Origin of the sequence: Pseudomonas sp. 8BK (assembly GCF_902506475.1) — a bacterium.
Classification (GTDB): domain Bacteria; phylum Pseudomonadota; class Gammaproteobacteria; order Pseudomonadales; family Pseudomonadaceae; genus Aquipseudomonas; species Aquipseudomonas anguilliseptica.
The window spans coordinates 2,402,633-2,418,508 of the sequence record NZ_LR733252.1; the positions used below are offsets into that span (position 1 = coordinate 2,402,633).

A 15,876-nucleotide genomic window follows, 5' to 3' on the forward strand; every position below is an offset into this window, starting at 1 on the left:
GTTAAAACGGTCGAATGCAGGCGCGCCGCCGTAGCGGCCAGGATCAGGTCAGAGGCGCCAGCGCCAACGGGCCAGGGCCTTGATGATTTTCATGTCGGTGCTTGCCGACCAGCGCGTGCAGGTGACCACCACGAAACTCTCTTAATTCAGGCGGGATTGAACTCCGGCCACACTAGCGCAGGGCCGGAGGCGAATCAACCCGCAAGGCCCGGCAAAAGCGCGGGCTCGGCAGGACGCAGCAGGCCGCTGAGGCAATCCAGCACATACGCCGGGTTTTCCTCGGCAATCGGGCGGCCGTGGTTGTAACCATAACTCAGCGCCACGCACGGCACCCCGGCGGCTTTGGCGGCAAGCACATCATTACGTGAATCACCGACAAACAACGCCTGCTCAGCCGTCACCCGTGCCAGCTTTAGTACATGCAGCAGCGCCGCCGGATCAGGCTTCTGCTGGGGCAAGGTGTCGCCGCCAACAATCCAGCGGAAATAGCCACCGAGTCCTTTTTCATCCAGCAGTGGCGCGACAAAGCGTTCGGGCTTGTTGGTGACAATCGCCAGCTCCACCTGTTGCTCGCGCAGCCAATCCAGCACCGGCCGCACACCGGGGTACACCTCGGTCAGCGCATGGTCTTCGGCGTAATGCTGCATAAACAGCTCCAGCGCCTGCTCGGTGAGGGTCTCATTTATATGCTCATGGGCCAGCCCGCCCGCCAGGGCGCGGCGTACCAGCACCCGCGCACCATTGCCGACCCAGTCGCGCACCTGTGCCACACCCGCTGCAGGCTGCCCCAAATCGCGCAAAGTCTTGTCGATGGCTGCGGCCAGATCCGGCACCGAATCCACCAAAGTGCCGTCCAGGTCAAACATCACCAGGCGCGGCACCTCACCCCGGAACAGCTCGCGCAGCAGACTCATCCGCGCGCCTGAGCCAGTTCGGCGCGCATGGCGTCGATCACGGTTTTGTAGTCCGGCTGATTGAAGATCGCCGAGCCGGCGACAAAGGTGTCGGCTCCAGCAGCGGCGATTTCGCGGATGTTCTGCACATTCACCCCACCGTCGATCTCCAGACGGATTTCACGGCCAGAGGCGTCGATCAGCGCACGAGCCTCCTTGAGTTTCTCCAGGGTATGGGGAATGAACTTCTGCCCACCGAAACCTGGGTTAACGCTCATCAGCAGGATCATGTCCACCTTGTCCATCACGTGCTTGAGCACATCCAGCGGGGTAGCCGGGTTGAACACCAGGCCGGCCTTGCAGCCGCCATCACGAATCAGCTGCAGAGAACGATCGATGTGTTCGGACGCTTCCGGGTGGAAGGTGATATACGTGGCACCAGCCTCGATAAAGTCACCGATGATGCGGTCGACTGGCTTGACCATCAGGTGCGCGTCAATCGGCGCGGTGATGCCGTATTTACGCAGCGCCGCACAGACCATCGGGCCGATGGTCAGGTTGGGCACGTAATGGTTGTCCATGACATCGAAGTGCACGATGTCGGCACCGGCGGCGAGCACCTTGTCCACTTCCTCGCCCAGACGGGCGAAATCGGCAGACAGAATCGACGGAGCAATGGCGAAGGGTTGCATAGCGCACCTCGGTGGCATTCACGGAAGGCGCGCATTGTAACAGCCCGATCCAAGGCCTGGCGCGCATGAGCGACACCTGACAAAGCTGAGCGGAAAAGGCTAGGCTGCTGAAACCCGATGCTCACCGGAGAACCCCATGCTTTCGCGCCCTGCCGCCCTGGCCCTGAGCCTGCTGCTATCGATCAGCCCGCTACAGGCTGAAGAAGAAACTCCTGCAGAAGAAGCCCCCGCCGCTACGGACGCCTCAACCGAGACGACAGAGGAAGTACGTGCGCCCTTAGCCGAACGCAGCGAAGTGGAAGCCACGGCGCTGGAGCAGCAACTGGAGCAAAAGGAACAGCAGCAACTGCAGGCTGACGATGAACGCTTCCTGGCCCTCTGGCTGCCGGCCAATGTCGGCGAACCCAGCGGCGCAGTGATCATTCTGCCAGGGGATGATGAAACCGCCGACTGGCCGCAAAGTGTCGGCCCCTTGCGCCGCAAACTGCCAAACGGCGGCTGGCATAGTCTCAGCGTGACCTTGCCCGACCCCAATAGCGATGCACCACCACTGCGCAGCGCCGAGCTACCCACTACAGAATCTGCAGAAGACGCTGCTGTCGACACCACAGAAGCACCGACAGAGGAAAGCGTCGAGAGCAGCCCAGCAACAGATGAAGCCGCGACGGAAAACCGCAATAGTCAGCTAGACAGTGCCGAAGCCGCGGCAAACAAAGTGAAAAACATTGAGGAGCAGCAGAAAGCCCATGCCGAACGCGTATTGGCACGCATCGAATCGGCCATCGCGTTCGCCGAACAACGGCAGGCCAACACCATTGTGTTGCTCGGCCACGGCAGCGGCGCCTACTGGGCCGCACGCTACCTGGCCGAACGCAAGCCAGCCAAGATTCAGAACCTGCTGCTGGTAGCCCCACAATTGCCCGCTGGCTATACACCGCCACTCGATGAGCTGATTCCGCAGCTGCAACTGGCTACTGGCGACTTCTATTACAAGGATCTGGCAGCCGACCGCCAGGCCGCCCTCAAGCGCTCGCAAGCCAGCAAACGACAGAAGCACCCCAGCTATATACAGATCGCCATGAAAGCCCTGCCAGGCAACCGCGAAGCCGAACAGGAGCAACTCTACCGCCGTATCCGTGGCTGGCTGATGCTGAAATTGCAGGCGAAATAGCCCTAGCAGGCCGTTGAAAAACGTTAACGAGACAGTCAGCGCAAGGCAAAAGCCAGCAAGGAAGCGGATGAGCATTACTCGTTTCACTCGCCCTTCGGGTCGCGCTAAAGCGCGTTAGCCGCAAGCGGCTTGCCGAGCTTGCTTTTAATGCCGCGATGGCAACGCAGGTAGTCTTTCTACAGCCTGCTAACGAAAGCCGTGACGCTGGCGAACCAGGTCATAGGCCTGGTGCAACTCACGGGTACGTTCAGTGGCCTCGCGCACACGCTCCGGCGTGGCCCCGCTGCCCGCAAGCTTGTCGGGGTGATGGCGGCTCAATAAGCGCCGATAGGCCTGCTTGATCTGCGCCGGCTCGGCATCGGCATTCACGTTCAACAGATTCAGGGCACGCTGATAGGCATTGCTGGCCGTCGAAACCAGCGGCCCCCGTTGCGGCGCATAAGCATCACTTAGCTGCGCCTGGGTAGCCGATGAAACCTGCAGCCATTTACCCCAGAGCATAATCAGCTCGCGCTCGGTTTGACCGACCTGGCCATCCACCCAGGCCATTCGCCAGCACGCGCGCATCAGCATTTCACTTCGCGCGTGCTGGCGCCGCAGCGGCACGCGCAAACTGTCGCGCCCGGTCTTGCCCCGAGCAAAAGCCGCGATGGCCTGACGCTGCCCCTCGGCATTCAGCCCCAAGCGCTGCATTTCCGCCTGCGCCTGCTGGATATGCGCCGGCAGCACGCGACCACCGCATTTGGCCAAACGCCCCAAAAGCACGAATAGCAGCCACTCGTCACGCACCTCGGCACGGCCGCCCAGGCGTTCCCGCAAGGCCGCCCAGGACTGCAGACGCAAGCGCCGATCCAGAACCTGGCCCAGCAAACCGCCGAGCATGGCACCTGGAATACTGGCAACCGCCAGCCCGGCAACCGCCCCTAGAAAGGTCACAGGCCAGATCATCCTAGCCGCGCGCCTCAAGCAAACGCTCGACCTGAGCCAGCCGCTCATGAGTACCCACATCCACCCAGCAACCGTCAAACCGCTCACCGCTCACCTGCCCAGTCGCCATGGCCGCACGCAGCAATGGCGCAAGCGAGAACACGCCTGCCTCACAACCAGCAAACAGCCCAGGCGATAACACGGCCATGCCGCTGTAGGTCAGACTGTCCTGCCCTTCCCGCGCGTCCGTAACCTGTCCATTCTGCAAACAGAAATCGCCCTTGACGTGATGGCCAGGGTTATCGATCAGCACCAGGTGAGCCAGGCCGGATAACGGACGGCGCAACTCGGCAAAGGGGTAGTCGGTGAAGATATCGCCATTGATCAATACAAACGGCTGATCCCCCAGCAGCGGCAGCGCCTGGAATATCCCGCCGCCAGTTTCCAACGGCTCACCTTCAGCGGAATAGGCAATGCTGACGCCAAAGCGCGATCCATCACCTAGGTAATCCTCAATCTGCTGCCCCAGCCAGGCATGATTGATCACCAATTCGGTAAACCCTGCCGCTGCCAACGCGCGCACGTGGTATTCGATCAAGGGCACGCCAGCCGCACGCACTAAAGGTTTGGGTGTGTGCAGGGTCAGCGGGCGCAGCCGCTCACCTTTGCCGGCAGCCAGAATCATCGCCTTCATACGGATTCCTGCGGCAGACTGGCCAGCAATTCGCCCAGCTCAGCCAGCTCCGGCCGACGCGCCAAAACCGCCTCTATATAAGAGAAAAACCGCGGCACATCACCCAGGTACTTGGGCTTGCCATCGCGATGGCAGATGCGTGCGAAGATGCCGATGACCTTGAGGTGGCGTTGCACGCCCATCAAATCACTGGCACGCAGGAAGTCTTCCAACTCTGCCTGTACCGGTACACCCAGATCACGCGCCTGCTGCCAATACTGCTCCAACCAACTGCGCACGCGCACCTCGGGCCAACTAAGGAAGGCGTCCTTGAACAGACAGGTGACGTCATAAGTCACCGGGCCATAGACCGCATCCTGAAAATCCAGCACACCAGGATTCGGCTCGCTGAGCATCAGGTTGCGCGGCATATAGTCGCGATGCACCAGCACTTTGGGCTGGGCCAGGGCACTGTCGATCAACAGCTGACTGACGCGCTGCCATAGGGCCTGCTGCTGCTCGCTGAACTCGACACCCAGGTGGCGTTGTACATACCACTCGGGGAATAGCTGCAACTCACGGCGCAGCAGGGCATCGTCATAACTGGGCAATGGCGTAGTCATCGGCAGCTGCTGAAACGCCAATAGCGCCTGCAGCGCATCGGCGAACAGCGCGTCAGCATTGCCTGCGTTAATCACATCCAGATAGGTCTGCCGACCTAAATCGTTGAGCAATAAAAAGCCTCGTTCGAGATCAGCGGCAAGAATCTGCGGCACATTTAGACGTGCCTCGGCCAGCAAATGCGCCACCTTGACGAAGGGTGCGCAGTCTTCCTGCGGCGGCGGTGCGTCCATCACGATCAGGCTACGCCCAGCGCCTTGCCAACGAAAATAGCGGCGGAAACTGGCATCACTGCTGGCAGAGGTAAGCGTGGCGGCGGGTACAGCGCCCCAACCCTGCTCGGCAAACAGCTCAGGCAGCTGCTGATCCAGCCAGTTTTCGAGAAGTTTTAAGCGTACATCTTCATCAGGCATTACAAGGTCTCCGACGGCGCTAGCCGTTGCGCGGGTCATGCTTTATTATCCAGCATCTTTTCAAGCCCATCGAGAGGCGTGCGGCCTCAGGGCCAATGGCGCGCAGGAAGCCCGGAAAAAATAAGATGGCAGTAAAATACCCCGCGTTTCGTAAAAAATTCCCTCTACTGGTCACTGGCAGCCTTCTGGCGCTACAACCTTTAGCCGTTCCTTTTGCTATCGCTGCCGAGCAGTACGATTGCCAGGTCTCCGCCACCGGCGGCTGGGCATGCGCCCCGAAGACCAGCAATGCTGCACTGCCAGCACGGCCAGTACAACGTGATTCGGTTGCCAGCAACAAAGCTGGTGAAGGCAGCGCCGAAGCACCTCAGGAAAAAGCCGCGCAAGCGACCCTGGTGACTGAAAGCCGTGGCAAAGGCCTCGCTTCGCGCAGCGCTGACTACAGCCACCTGGACTGGGTGCCGCGAGAAAACCTCAGCGCCGCCCAGCTGGCTGAAGCCGGCCCGTATTGCGCAGGTGCTTATATAGAGCCGACGCGGCCGGGCATGGACGACAAGACGCCTATGGACGAAGCGCCGATGTTCGTATCGGCTAAAGCTTCGCGCTACGAGCAGGAAGAACAGGTCGCCACCCTCGCCGGCGATGTGGTTCTGCGCCAGGCCGGCATGCAGGTTGAAGCGGATGAAGCCAACCTGCGTCAGGCGGAAAACCGCGGTGAGCTGATCGGCAATGTGCGCCTGCGTGACCAGGGCATGCTGGTGGTGGGTGACCGCGCCGAGCTGCAACTGGACAACGGCGAAGCCAAAGTCGACAACGCCGAATATGTGCTGCACAAGAGCCATATTCGCGGTAACGCGCTTTACGCCAAGCGTGAAGAAAGCGCGATTATCCGCCTGAAAGACGGCACCTACACCAGCTGCGAACCGGGCAGCAACGCCTGGCACCTGAAGGGCAACAACATCACCCTGAACCCGGCCACCGGTTTCGGCACCGCGACCAACGTCACCTTGCGGGTGAAGAATATTCCGGTGTTCTACACACCTTATATCTACTTCCCGATTGATGACCGTCGCCAGTCCGGTTTCCTGCCACCAAGCATTGGCAGCTCGAGCGATAACGGCCTGACCCTGCAAACGCCGTATTACTTCAACTTGGCGCCGAACTACGACGCCACGCTGTACCCGACCTATATGAGCGATCGCGGCTTGATGATGGAAGGCGAATTCCGCTACCTCACCAAGAACAGCGAAGGCCAGGTTGGCGGCGCGTATCTCGACGACAGCAACGACGACCGCAAACTGCAGTCGGACTACGAAGATCAGCGCTGGATGTACAGTTGGCAGCATAAAACAGGCCTGACCTCGCGCTTGTTGGCTGAAGTCGACTACACCGACATCAGCGATCCGTATTATTTTCAAGACCTAGACACTGACTTGGGAGTCAGCTCCACTAGCTACATCAACCAACGCGGAACCCTAACCTATCGCGGCAACGGCTATACCGCACGGCTGAATGCACACGCTTATGAGCTGGCCAATATCACGGACATCACCCCGTACAATCGATTGCCACAACTGACCCTGGATGGCGTGCTGCCATTTAAACCAGCTGGGGTGAACTTCAGTTATGGCACGGAATATGTGCGCTTCGACCGCAACCTACGCAAAGGCAACTTCATCAATGAAGATGGGGTAGTTGAACAGCCTTGGTATGACACAGTCGTTCAAGGCCTGGCACGCGCCAATGGTGAGCGCCTGCATGTCGAGCCAGGCGTCAGCCTGCCGCTCAACTGGAGCTGGGGCTTTATCAAGCCGCAGGTCAAGTACCTGCAGACCAACTATGACCTGACCCTGGATCAGCAAGGCAAAAACACGCTGCTGGCCGAACAGGAATACAAGAGCAGCCAAAGCCGCGGCGTCGGCATGTTTAGCCTGGACAGCGGCCTGTACTTTGACCGCAATACCCAATGGTTCGGCAAGTCCTATCGGCAAACACTGGAGCCACGCCTGTTCTACCTCTATGTTCCCGAAGAAGACCAGACGGACATCCCAATCTTCGATACCGGCGAAAGCACATTCAGCTACTCCTCGCTGTGGCGTGAAAACCGCTTCTCCGGCAAGGATCGTATCGGCGACGAGAACAAGCTGTCTCTGGGTATAACCAACCGCTGGATTGAGCCCAACGGCTTTGAGCGTCAACGCTTTAGCATCGGCCAGGCCTTCTACTTTGAAGATCGCCAAGTGCAGCTACCAGGCATTGATTACCGCACCCGCAGCGACGCCACGGCATCAGTATCGCCTTATGCGCTCGAGTACATGTATCGCTTTAACCGCGACTGGCGCTTCTCGTCGGACTTCAACTGGGATCCGGACAGCGGCAGCACCCGTTCGGGTAGCGCGATGTTCCATTACCAGCCAGAAGACAACCCGAACAAGGTGGTCAACGCTGGCTATCGCTACCGCAATGACACCATCCGTTACGACCAAGACAGTGGTAACTGGGTAGTAGGCGGTGGCGACTACGGCACCCCCGGCAGCGCGAACTACATCAAGGACTACTACAAGATCAGTCAGCATGACTTCTCGGTGATCTGGCCGATCGTACCGCAATGGAGCGTGATCTCCCGCTGGCAGTATGACTACGGTCGCGACCGCACCTTGGAGGCCTTCGCTGGCTTCGAATACGACAGCTGCTGCTGGAAACTGCGCCTGATCAACCGCTACTGGATCGACTACGACGAAGTCAGCCTGAACCCGTCGCTGAACGACCAGGCTGATCGTGGCATCTTTCTGCAGATCGTACTCAAAGGTCTGGGTGGTGTAGTCGGCAATAAAGTTGAGACTTTCCTCGACCAAGGCATTCAAGGTTATCGTGAACGTGAAGACAAAGCTTTCTGATTGCGTGCGCCCGCTGCTGTTGGGCGCGCTGTTTCTGGGTACTGCGGCACACGCTGAGGTACAGCCACTCAACCGTGTTGTAGCGATTGTCGATAACGATGTCGTCATGCAAAGCCAGCTCGATTCACGCCTGCGTGAAGTGCAGCAGACCATTGCCCAGCGCGGCGCCGCCCTGCCGCCTGAGCATGTGCTCAGCCAGCAGGTGCTGGAGCGCCTGATCATCGAAAACATCCAGCTGCAGATTGGTGAACGCTCCGGCATTCGGATTACCGATGAAGAGCTGAACCAGGCCATCGGCACCATCGCTCAGCGCAATGGCATGAGCATCGAACAGTTCCGCGCCGCCCTGGCTGCTGACGGCTTGTCGTACACCGATGCGCGTGATCAGGTACGCCGCGAGATGATCATCAGCCGTGTGCGCCAGCGCCGTGTGGCTGAGCGCATCCAGGTCACCGACCAGGAAGTGCAGAACTTCCTCGCTTCGGACATGGGCAAGATGCAGCTTTCGGAAGAGTTCCGCCTGGCCAACATCCTGATTCCAGTACCCGAAGGTGCTTCCCCGGAAGACATCCAGGCCGCAGACCGCCAAGCTCGCGATCTGTACCAACAGCTGCAACAAGGCGCGGACTTCGCCCAACTAGCCATTGCCCGCTCAGCCAGTGAAACCGCGCTGGAAGGCGGCGAAATGGGCTGGCGTAAAGCCGGGCAGCTACCACCGCCCTTCGACACCATGCTTAGCGCCCTGTCAGCTGGCCAGGTAACTGAGCCGCTGCGTACTCCTGGCGGCTTTATCATGCTCAAGCTGCTGGAAAAGCGCGGCGGCGACAGCCAGGTACGTGACGAAGTGAATGTTCGCCACATCCTGATCAAGCCTAGCGAAATCCGCAGTGAAGCTGAAACCAAACGCCTGGTTGAACGCCTACACCAGCGCATCCTGGCCGGGGAAGATTTCGCCGAACTGGCGAAGAGCTTCTCCGAAGACCCAGGCTCGGCGCTGAACGGCGGCACGCTGAGCTGGATCGACCCGAACGTGCTGGTGCCAGAGTTCCGTGAAGTAATGAACAGCACGCCAGCTGGCGAGTTGTCCAAACCGTTCAAGAGCCCTTACGGCTGGCATGTGCTGGAAGTCATGGGCCGTCGTGCCACTGACAGCAGCGCCCAGTTCCGCGAGCAGCAGGCCATGACCGTACTGCGTAATCGCAAGTACGATGAAGAGCTGCAAGCCTGGCTGCGCCAGATCCGCGACGAAGCCTACGTCGAGACCAAGCTCTGACAGGTGTCTCGCCCTAACGCGAGATAACAGACAAGCCCGGTTTATGCGCACGCAAACCGGGCTTTTTTGTGGCCGCCCCTGCCTGGCGACTACTCGCCGGCCCGACGCATAATAGCCCTACACCCCGATCAACTGATGCACTGCCCCGTTGACGCATAGCGAGAGCCTACCGATGAGCCACGCCCGCCTTTTCGCGCTGACCCCTGGTGAGCCCGCCGGCATAGGTCCCGACCTGTGCCTGCTGCTGGCCCGCGAAGCGCAGCCACATGCTTTGATCGCTATTGCCAGCCGCGACCTGCTAGCTGAGCGCGCCCAGCTGCTGGGATTAAGCATTGACCTGGTCAGCGTCAGCCCCGATGCCTGGCCAAGCCAGGCTGCCCCCGCCGGCAGCCTGTATGTCTGGGACACCCTGCTGGCCGCCGCCGTAAACCCCAGCCAACTGAACGCAGACAATGCGCGCTATGTCCTAGAGACGCTTACCCGCGCGGGACAAGGCTGCCTCGACGGGCACTTCGCCGGGATGATTACCGCCCCCGTGCACAAGGGCGTGATCAACGAAGGCGGGATTACCTTCTCCGGGCATACCGAGTTTCTCGCCGAGCTGACCCACACCGAGCAGGTGGTGATGATGCTCGCTACCCATGGCCTACGCGTGGCGCTGGTGACTACGCACCTGCCACTCAAGGATGTGGCCGAAGCCATCACCCCCGAGCGCCTCAGCCGGGTCACGCGCATCCTCGACCATGACCTGCGCACGAAGTTCGGCATCGCACGGCCGCGGATTCTGGTTTGCGGCCTCAACCCGCACGCAGGTGAAGGTGGCCATCTGGGCCGTGAAGAGATTGACGTGATCGTGCCCACCCTGCAGCAGCTGCGCAGCGAAGGTATCGACCTGATCGGCCCGCTGCCGGCCGACACCCTGTTCACCCCCAAGCACCTCGAACATTGCGATGCAGTGCTGGCGATGTACCACGACCAGGGCTTGCCGGTGCTCAAATACAAGGGCTTTGGCGCGGCGGTAAACGTCACCCTGGGCCTGCCGATCATCCGCACCTCGGTCGACCATGGCACTGCACTGGATCTGGCCGGCAGCGGCAAGATCGACTGCGGCAGCCTGCAGGTCGCCTTGCAAACCGCCTATGAAATGGCTGCCAACCAGGTGAAAAGCCGCTGAAGACTAAGCCCGGCACAGGGCGAACGCCGCCAATGCTGTTAAACTGCCGGGCTTTCTACTCGCGTTACATTCGCTTCAAGCCGATGCTTTGAAGCCTGGAGCTGCTGCATGTCCGATTACCAACACCGCGCGCGCAAGCGTTTCGGCCAGAACTTCCTGCATGACGCCGGAGTGATTCATCGCATCCTGCGCGCCATCCACGCCCGTGACGGCGAGCACATGCTGGAGATCGGCCCAGGTCAGGGCGCGCTGACAGAAGGCCTGCTGAACAGCGGCGCGCAGCTCGACGTGATTGAACTTGACCGCGACCTGGTGCCAATCCTGCAACATCAGTTCGGCAGCAATCCGCGCTTTCGCCTGAATCAGGGTGACGCACTCAAGTTCGATTTCAACCAACTGCAGGCCGCGCCACGCAGCCTGCGCGTGGTCGGTAACCTGCCGTACAACATCTCCACGCCGCTAATCTTTCACCTGCTGAGCAATGCCGCACTGATTCGCGACATGCACTTTATGCTGCAGAAGGAAGTGGTCGAGCGCCTGGCTGCCGAGCCCGGCGGTGGCGATTGGGGCCGGCTGTCGATCATGGTGCAGTACCACTGCCGCGTGGAGCATCTGTTCAATGTCGGCCCTGGCGCGTTCAATCCGCCGCCCAAGGTCGATTCGGCGATCGTCCGCCTGGTGCCGCACGAGGTGCTGCCACATCCAGCTAAAGACCACCACCTGCTCGAACGCGTGGTGCGCGAAGCCTTCAACCAGCGCCGCAAGACACTGCGCAACACCCTCAAGGCCTTGCTGCCGGCTGCTGCCATCGAAGAGGCCGGCGTGGATGGCAGCCTGCGCCCCGAACAACTGGACCTGGCTGCATTTGTACGCCTGGCAGACAAACTGGCTGAACAGCCCAACGCCGACTGACAGCGGCTAGACTGGGTACCTGCCCACTGAGTTAATTACGCATGAGCGATTCGCGTTACAAGATCGACGTCAGCGTCGTCACCCGCTATCTGCCGGAGCAGTCACAGCCGGAGCAGAACCGCTTTGCCTTCGCCTACACCGTCACAGTAAGCAACAACGGCGAACTGCCGGCCAAACTGCTCTCGCGGCATTGGGTGATTACCGATGGCGATGGCCGTGTGCAGGAAGTGCGCGGCGCCGGCGTGATCGGCCAGCAGCCGCTGATCGAGGCCGGCGCCAGCCACACTTACAGCAGCGGCACGGTGATGGCCACCCGCGTCGGCATCATGCAGGGCAGCTACCAGATGCTCGCCGAAGACGGCAAACGCTTTGACGCCGTGATCGCACCCTTCCGCCTGGCGGTGCCGGGCTCACTGCACTAGGGTCTGCTCCCGTTTCGTTCACGACCGCGCCGGAGCCAGTTTTTGCGCGGAGTAAGGCATGAGGAGAGAAGTTTGGTTGTTCCAAATGAACGACGAATAACGCAGCACCGCGCAAAAACTGGCCCGGCCCTTCGGGTTGCGCGAAAAATTGCGCCATGCTGCGTTTCGAGGCTTGGCAAGGGAGCGACCATTACCTGCGCCTCGCGCCTTGCCTGGCGCAATTTTTCGCAGCAACGCGGCTCGCGACGAAGCGGGAACAGACCCTAATGACCACCTACGCAGTCGGCGACCTGCAAGGTTGCCTGAAACCTCTGCAATGCCTGCTTGAGCGCGTGGCTTTTGATCCGTCACGCGACAAGCTGTGGCTGGTAGGTGATCTGGTCAACCGCGGCCCAGAATCCCTGGCGACACTGCGTTTTCTCTACAACATCCGTGATGCGCTGACCTGCGTGCTGGGCAATCACGACCTGCACCTGCTGGCCGTGGCGCACAATATCGAGCGCCTGAAGAAAGGCGACACCCTGCGCGAAATCATCGACGCACCAGATGCTGCTGACCTGCTTGACTGGCTGCGCCGGCAGAAGCTCCTGCATTACGATGAAGCCCGCGATATGGCACTCGTGCACGCGGGCATCCCACCACAGTGGAACATGGACAAAGCCCTTCGCCGCGCTGCTGAAGTGGAAGAAGCCTTGCGTGATGACGCGCGCCTGCCGCTGTTTCTCGACGGCATGTATGGCAACGAGCCGGCCAAGTGGGACGGAGACCTGCACGGTGTAACGCGCCTGCGGGTAATCACCAACTACTTCACCCGTATGCGCTTCTGCAAAGCCGATGGCACCCTAGACCTGAAAAGCAAGGAAGGCGTCGGCAGCGCACCACCGGGCTACGCCCCCTGGTTCAGCTACAAACAGCGCAAGACCCGAGGTCAGCGCATCATCTTCGGCCACTGGGCAGCACTCGAAGGCCAGTCCCCTGAGCCCGACGTGATCGCCCTGGATACCGGCTGCGTATGGGGCGCAAGCATGACCCTGATGAATATCGATAGCGGCGAGAAATACAGCTGCGACTGTAAGGAGCAAGCATGAGCGAATTCAAACGCATCCCCCCCGAGCAGGCTCAGGCGTTGCGCCAACAAGGCGCCGTGGTGGTCGATATCCGCGACCCGCAAAGCTTTGCCGCCGGCCACATCAGCGGCTCGCAGCACCTCGACAACCACTCACTGCACGCCTTTATCACCCAGGCCGATCTCGACGCGCCGCTGATTGTCACCTGCTACCACGGCAACTCCAGCCAGAGCGCAGCGGCCTATCTGGTTGGCCAGGGTTTCAGTGAGGTCTACAGCCTCGATGGTGGTTTTGAACTGTGGCGCGCCACTTTTCCCAACGACACCGCGCACAGTTCGGAAGAATAATTTTTTCATCGCCCAGGCCGCACCAGCTGTGGCCTGCCGGGCATTGCCGACCAACGGTAATATCCTGTTATCGTTGCGCGGCCCTTGACCTCGCCGATTCCGAACTATCCTTTAGCTCAGGCCATCCAAAACAAGGTAGAGCCGGCCAAACGGCATAGGGCCATCGGTAAGAACCTGTTCAAGGTCTCGCGAGCTAGAGTCATGCAAGGCAAGAACAGGCGAGGAAGCGAAGTTTACTGATGTAAATGAGCATTCCGAGCCTGTTCTTAACGCAGCAGGATCGACGCGCAGCAGACGTTGGACAAGCTCTAGGATTATTAGGTGTTCTGGGGGTTTATCCCGGCGGCATCCGCACCGGGGCTACCAAGCGCCTGACCGAACCCGCACCGGCTCTGCGCATCGAGCGAGGTGAAGTCATGAGCATTTTCAGCCACTTCCAACAACGTTTCGAAGCGACTCGCCAGGAGGAGCTCTCCCTCCAGGAGTACCTCGAACTGTGCAAACAGGATCGCAGCGCCTACGCCTCGGCAGCCGAACGCCTGCTGCTGGCCATTGGCGAGCCTGAACTGCTCGACACCTCAACCGACCCACGGCTGTCGCGAATCTTCTCCAACAAGGTGATCCGCCGTTACCCGGCCTTTGCCGACTTCCATGGCATGGAAGAATGCATCGACCAGATCGTCTCCTACTTCCGTCATGCCGCTCAGGGCCTGGAAGAGAAGAAGCAGATCCTTTATCTACTCGGCCCAGTGGGCGGCGGTAAGTCGTCCCTGGCGGAAAAGCTCAAGCACCTGATTGAGAAAGTACCGTTCTACGCGATCAAAGGCTCGCCAGTGTTCGAGTCACCGCTCGGTCTGTTCAGCGACGCCGAAGACGGCGCCATCCTCGAAGAGGATTACGGCATTCCCCGGCGCTACCTCAACAGCATCATGTCGCCCTGGGCCACCAAGCGTCTGCAGGAATTCGGCGGCGACATCAGCCAGTTCCGCGTGGTCAAACTCCACCCTTCGATCCTCAATCAGATCGCCGTGGCCAAGACCGAACCAGGCGATGAAAACAACCAGGACATTTCCGCTCTGGTCGGCAAGGTGGATATCCGCAAGTTGGAGGAATACCCGCAGAACGATGCCGACGCCTACAGCTACTCGGGCGCACTGTGCCGGGCCAACCAGGGGTTGATGGAATTCGTCGAGATGTTCAAGGCACCGATCAAGGTGCTGCATCCGCTGCTGACCGCCACCCAGGAAGGCAACTACAACAGCACCGAAGGCCTCGGCGCGATCCCCTACAGTGGCATCCTGCTGGCGCACTCCAACGAATCGGAGTGGCACAGCTTCCGTAACAACAAGAACAACGAGGCGTTCATCGACCGCATCTACATCGTCAAGGTGCCGTACTGCCTGCGCGTCTCCGACGAGATCAAGATCTACGACAAGCTGCTGATCAACAGCTCCCTGGCCAAGGCCCACTGCGCCCCGGACACCTTGAAGATGCTCGCGCAGTTCTCCGTGCTCAGCCGCCTGAAGGAGCCGGAAAACTCCAACGTCTACTCGAAGATGCGCGTATACGACGGTGAAAACCTCAAGGACACCGACCCCAAGGCCAAATCGATTCAGGAGTACCGCGACAGCGCCGGTGTCGATGAAGGCATGAACGGTCTATCGACCCGCTTCGCCTTCAAGATCCTGTCCAAGGTGTTCAACTTCGACCCGCACGAGATCGCCGCCAACCCGGTGCACCTGCTCTATGTGCTGGAGCAGCAGATCGAACAGGAACAGTTCCCCGCCGAAGTACGCGAGCGCTACCTGCGCTTTATCAAGGAGTACCTGGCGCCGCGCTATATCGAGTTTATCGGCAAGGAAATCCAGACCGCCTACCTGGAGTCCTACAGCGAGTACGGGCAGAACATCTTCGATCGTTACGTGCTGTACGCCGACTTCTGGATTCAGGATCAGGAATACCGCGACCCGGAAACCGGCGAGATCCTCAACCGCGTGGCCCTCAACGAGGAGCTGGAGAAGATCGAAAAACCGGCTGGGATCAGCAACCCGAAGGATTTCCGCAACGAGATCGTCAACTTCGTGCTGCGCGCCCGGGCCAACAACAACGGCAAGAACCCCACCTGGCTCAGTTACGAGAAGCTGCGCGTGGTGATTGAGAAGAAGATGTTCTCCAACACCGAAGACCTGCTGCCGGTCATCAGTTTCAACGCCAAGGCGAGCAAGGAGGATCAACAGAAACACAACGACTTCGTCACTCGCATGGTCGAGCGCGGCTACACCGACAAGCAGGTACGCCTGCTGTCCGAGTGGTATCTACGGGTTCGTAAATCGCAATAGAACGGCCTGGTGCAACAGGCCACGCAGCAGCGCAGAGCGCGGGACAGCGCTCTGC

The 15,876-nt window shown here is 60.1% G+C and carries 13 protein-coding genes and 1 pseudogene; 9 read left to right on the top strand and 5 right to left on the bottom strand.

Translation table 11 applies throughout. From position 1 onward, the window contains the following. Nucleotides 1-48 precede the first annotated feature (48 nt). Both ACIN8IBEIGE_RS11095 and rpe read right to left on the bottom strand, forming a co-directional pair. Nucleotides 49-914, bottom strand: a pseudogene (locus ACIN8IBEIGE_RS11095) (phosphoglycolate phosphatase). Continuing rightward, on the bottom strand, nt 911-1,585 hold the full coding sequence (gene rpe / locus ACIN8IBEIGE_RS11100; RefSeq protein ID WP_090377485.1) for a ribulose-phosphate 3-epimerase: 675 nt from the start codon (nt 1,583-1,585) through the stop codon (nt 911-913). Before rpe ends, ACIN8IBEIGE_RS11095 begins: the two are co-directional and overlap by 4 nt. A gap of 136 nt (nt 1,586-1,721) precedes the next feature. Here rpe and ACIN8IBEIGE_RS11105 point away from each other — a divergent pair, with 136 nt between their 5' ends. Continuing rightward, on the top strand, nt 1,722-2,756 hold the full coding sequence (locus tag ACIN8IBEIGE_RS11105) for an alpha/beta hydrolase family protein (protein ID WP_160014669.1): 1,035 nt from the start codon (nt 1,722-1,724) through the stop codon (nt 2,754-2,756). Nucleotides 2,757-2,942: 186 nt separating this feature from the next. Here ACIN8IBEIGE_RS11105 and ACIN8IBEIGE_RS11110 read toward each other — a convergent pair whose 3' ends face one another. The 3 genes from ACIN8IBEIGE_RS11110 to ACIN8IBEIGE_RS11120 are packed head-to-tail and all read right to left on the bottom strand — an operon-like array spanning nt 2,943 to nt 5,390. After that, nucleotides 2,943-3,704, bottom strand: a complete 762-nt coding sequence (locus tag ACIN8IBEIGE_RS11110) for a DnaJ domain-containing protein (protein ID WP_160014670.1) — start codon at nt 3,702-3,704, stop codon at nt 2,943-2,945. Nucleotide 3,705: 1 nt separating this feature from the next. Continuing rightward, nucleotides 3,706-4,377 carry an N-acetylmuramate alpha-1-phosphate uridylyltransferase MurU gene (gene murU / locus ACIN8IBEIGE_RS11115; RefSeq protein ID WP_160014671.1) on the bottom strand — a complete coding sequence of 224 codons (672 nt, stop codon included), beginning with the start codon at nt 4,375-4,377 and terminating at the stop codon, nt 3,706-3,708. After that, complete coding sequence (locus ACIN8IBEIGE_RS11120) at nt 4,374-5,390, bottom strand: aminoglycoside phosphotransferase family protein (RefSeq protein ID WP_160014672.1); 1,017 nt, start codon at nt 5,388-5,390, stop codon at nt 4,374-4,376. The genes murU and ACIN8IBEIGE_RS11120 overlap by 4 nt, the downstream gene beginning before the upstream one ends. A 125-nt stretch (nt 5,391-5,515) precedes the next feature. Between ACIN8IBEIGE_RS11120 and ACIN8IBEIGE_RS11125 the strand changes: the two genes are divergently transcribed. The 8 genes from ACIN8IBEIGE_RS11125 (at nt 5,516) to ACIN8IBEIGE_RS11160 (ending at nt 15,821) form a co-directional block, all read left to right on the top strand. Beyond that, the gene (locus ACIN8IBEIGE_RS11125) at nt 5,516-8,287 is read left to right on the top strand and encodes an LPS-assembly protein LptD (protein WP_160014673.1); all 2,772 of its coding nucleotides are present in this window, start codon (nt 5,516-5,518) and stop codon (nt 8,285-8,287) included. Next, a complete protein-coding gene (locus ACIN8IBEIGE_RS11130) occupies nt 8,262-9,560 on the top strand; it encodes a peptidylprolyl isomerase (protein WP_160014674.1) in 1,299 nt (432 codons plus the stop codon). The genes ACIN8IBEIGE_RS11125 and ACIN8IBEIGE_RS11130 overlap by 26 nt, the downstream gene beginning before the upstream one ends. A 172-nt stretch (nt 9,561-9,732) precedes the next feature. Then, a complete protein-coding gene (gene pdxA, locus ACIN8IBEIGE_RS11135) occupies nt 9,733-10,734 on the top strand; it encodes a 4-hydroxythreonine-4-phosphate dehydrogenase PdxA (RefSeq protein WP_160014675.1) in 1,002 nt (333 codons plus the stop codon). Between the two features lie 108 nt (nt 10,735-10,842). Beyond that, the gene (rsmA, locus tag ACIN8IBEIGE_RS11140) at nt 10,843-11,646 is read left to right on the top strand and encodes a 16S rRNA (adenine(1518)-N(6)/adenine(1519)-N(6))-dimethyltransferase RsmA (RefSeq protein ID WP_160014676.1); all 804 of its coding nucleotides are present in this window, start codon (nt 10,843-10,845) and stop codon (nt 11,644-11,646) included. Nucleotides 11,647-11,687: 41 nt separating this feature from the next. Then, a complete protein-coding gene (apaG, locus tag ACIN8IBEIGE_RS11145) occupies nt 11,688-12,068 on the top strand; it encodes a Co2+/Mg2+ efflux protein ApaG (RefSeq protein ID WP_160014677.1) in 381 nt (126 codons plus the stop codon). Between the two features lie 266 nt (nt 12,069-12,334). Then, complete coding sequence (locus ACIN8IBEIGE_RS11150; protein ID WP_160014678.1) at nt 12,335-13,156, top strand: symmetrical bis(5'-nucleosyl)-tetraphosphatase; 822 nt, start codon at nt 12,335-12,337, stop codon at nt 13,154-13,156. Further along, on the top strand, nt 13,153-13,482 hold the full coding sequence (gene glpE / locus ACIN8IBEIGE_RS11155; RefSeq protein WP_090377519.1) for a thiosulfate sulfurtransferase GlpE: 330 nt from the start codon (nt 13,153-13,155) through the stop codon (nt 13,480-13,482). The genes ACIN8IBEIGE_RS11150 and glpE overlap by 4 nt, the downstream gene beginning before the upstream one ends. Nucleotides 13,483-13,898: 416 nt before the next feature. Continuing rightward, nucleotides 13,899-15,821 carry a PrkA family serine protein kinase gene (locus tag ACIN8IBEIGE_RS11160; RefSeq protein ID WP_160014679.1) on the top strand — a complete coding sequence of 641 codons (1,923 nt, stop codon included), beginning with the start codon at nt 13,899-13,901 and terminating at the stop codon, nt 15,819-15,821. The last annotated feature ends 55 nt before the right edge of the window (nt 15,822-15,876 follow it).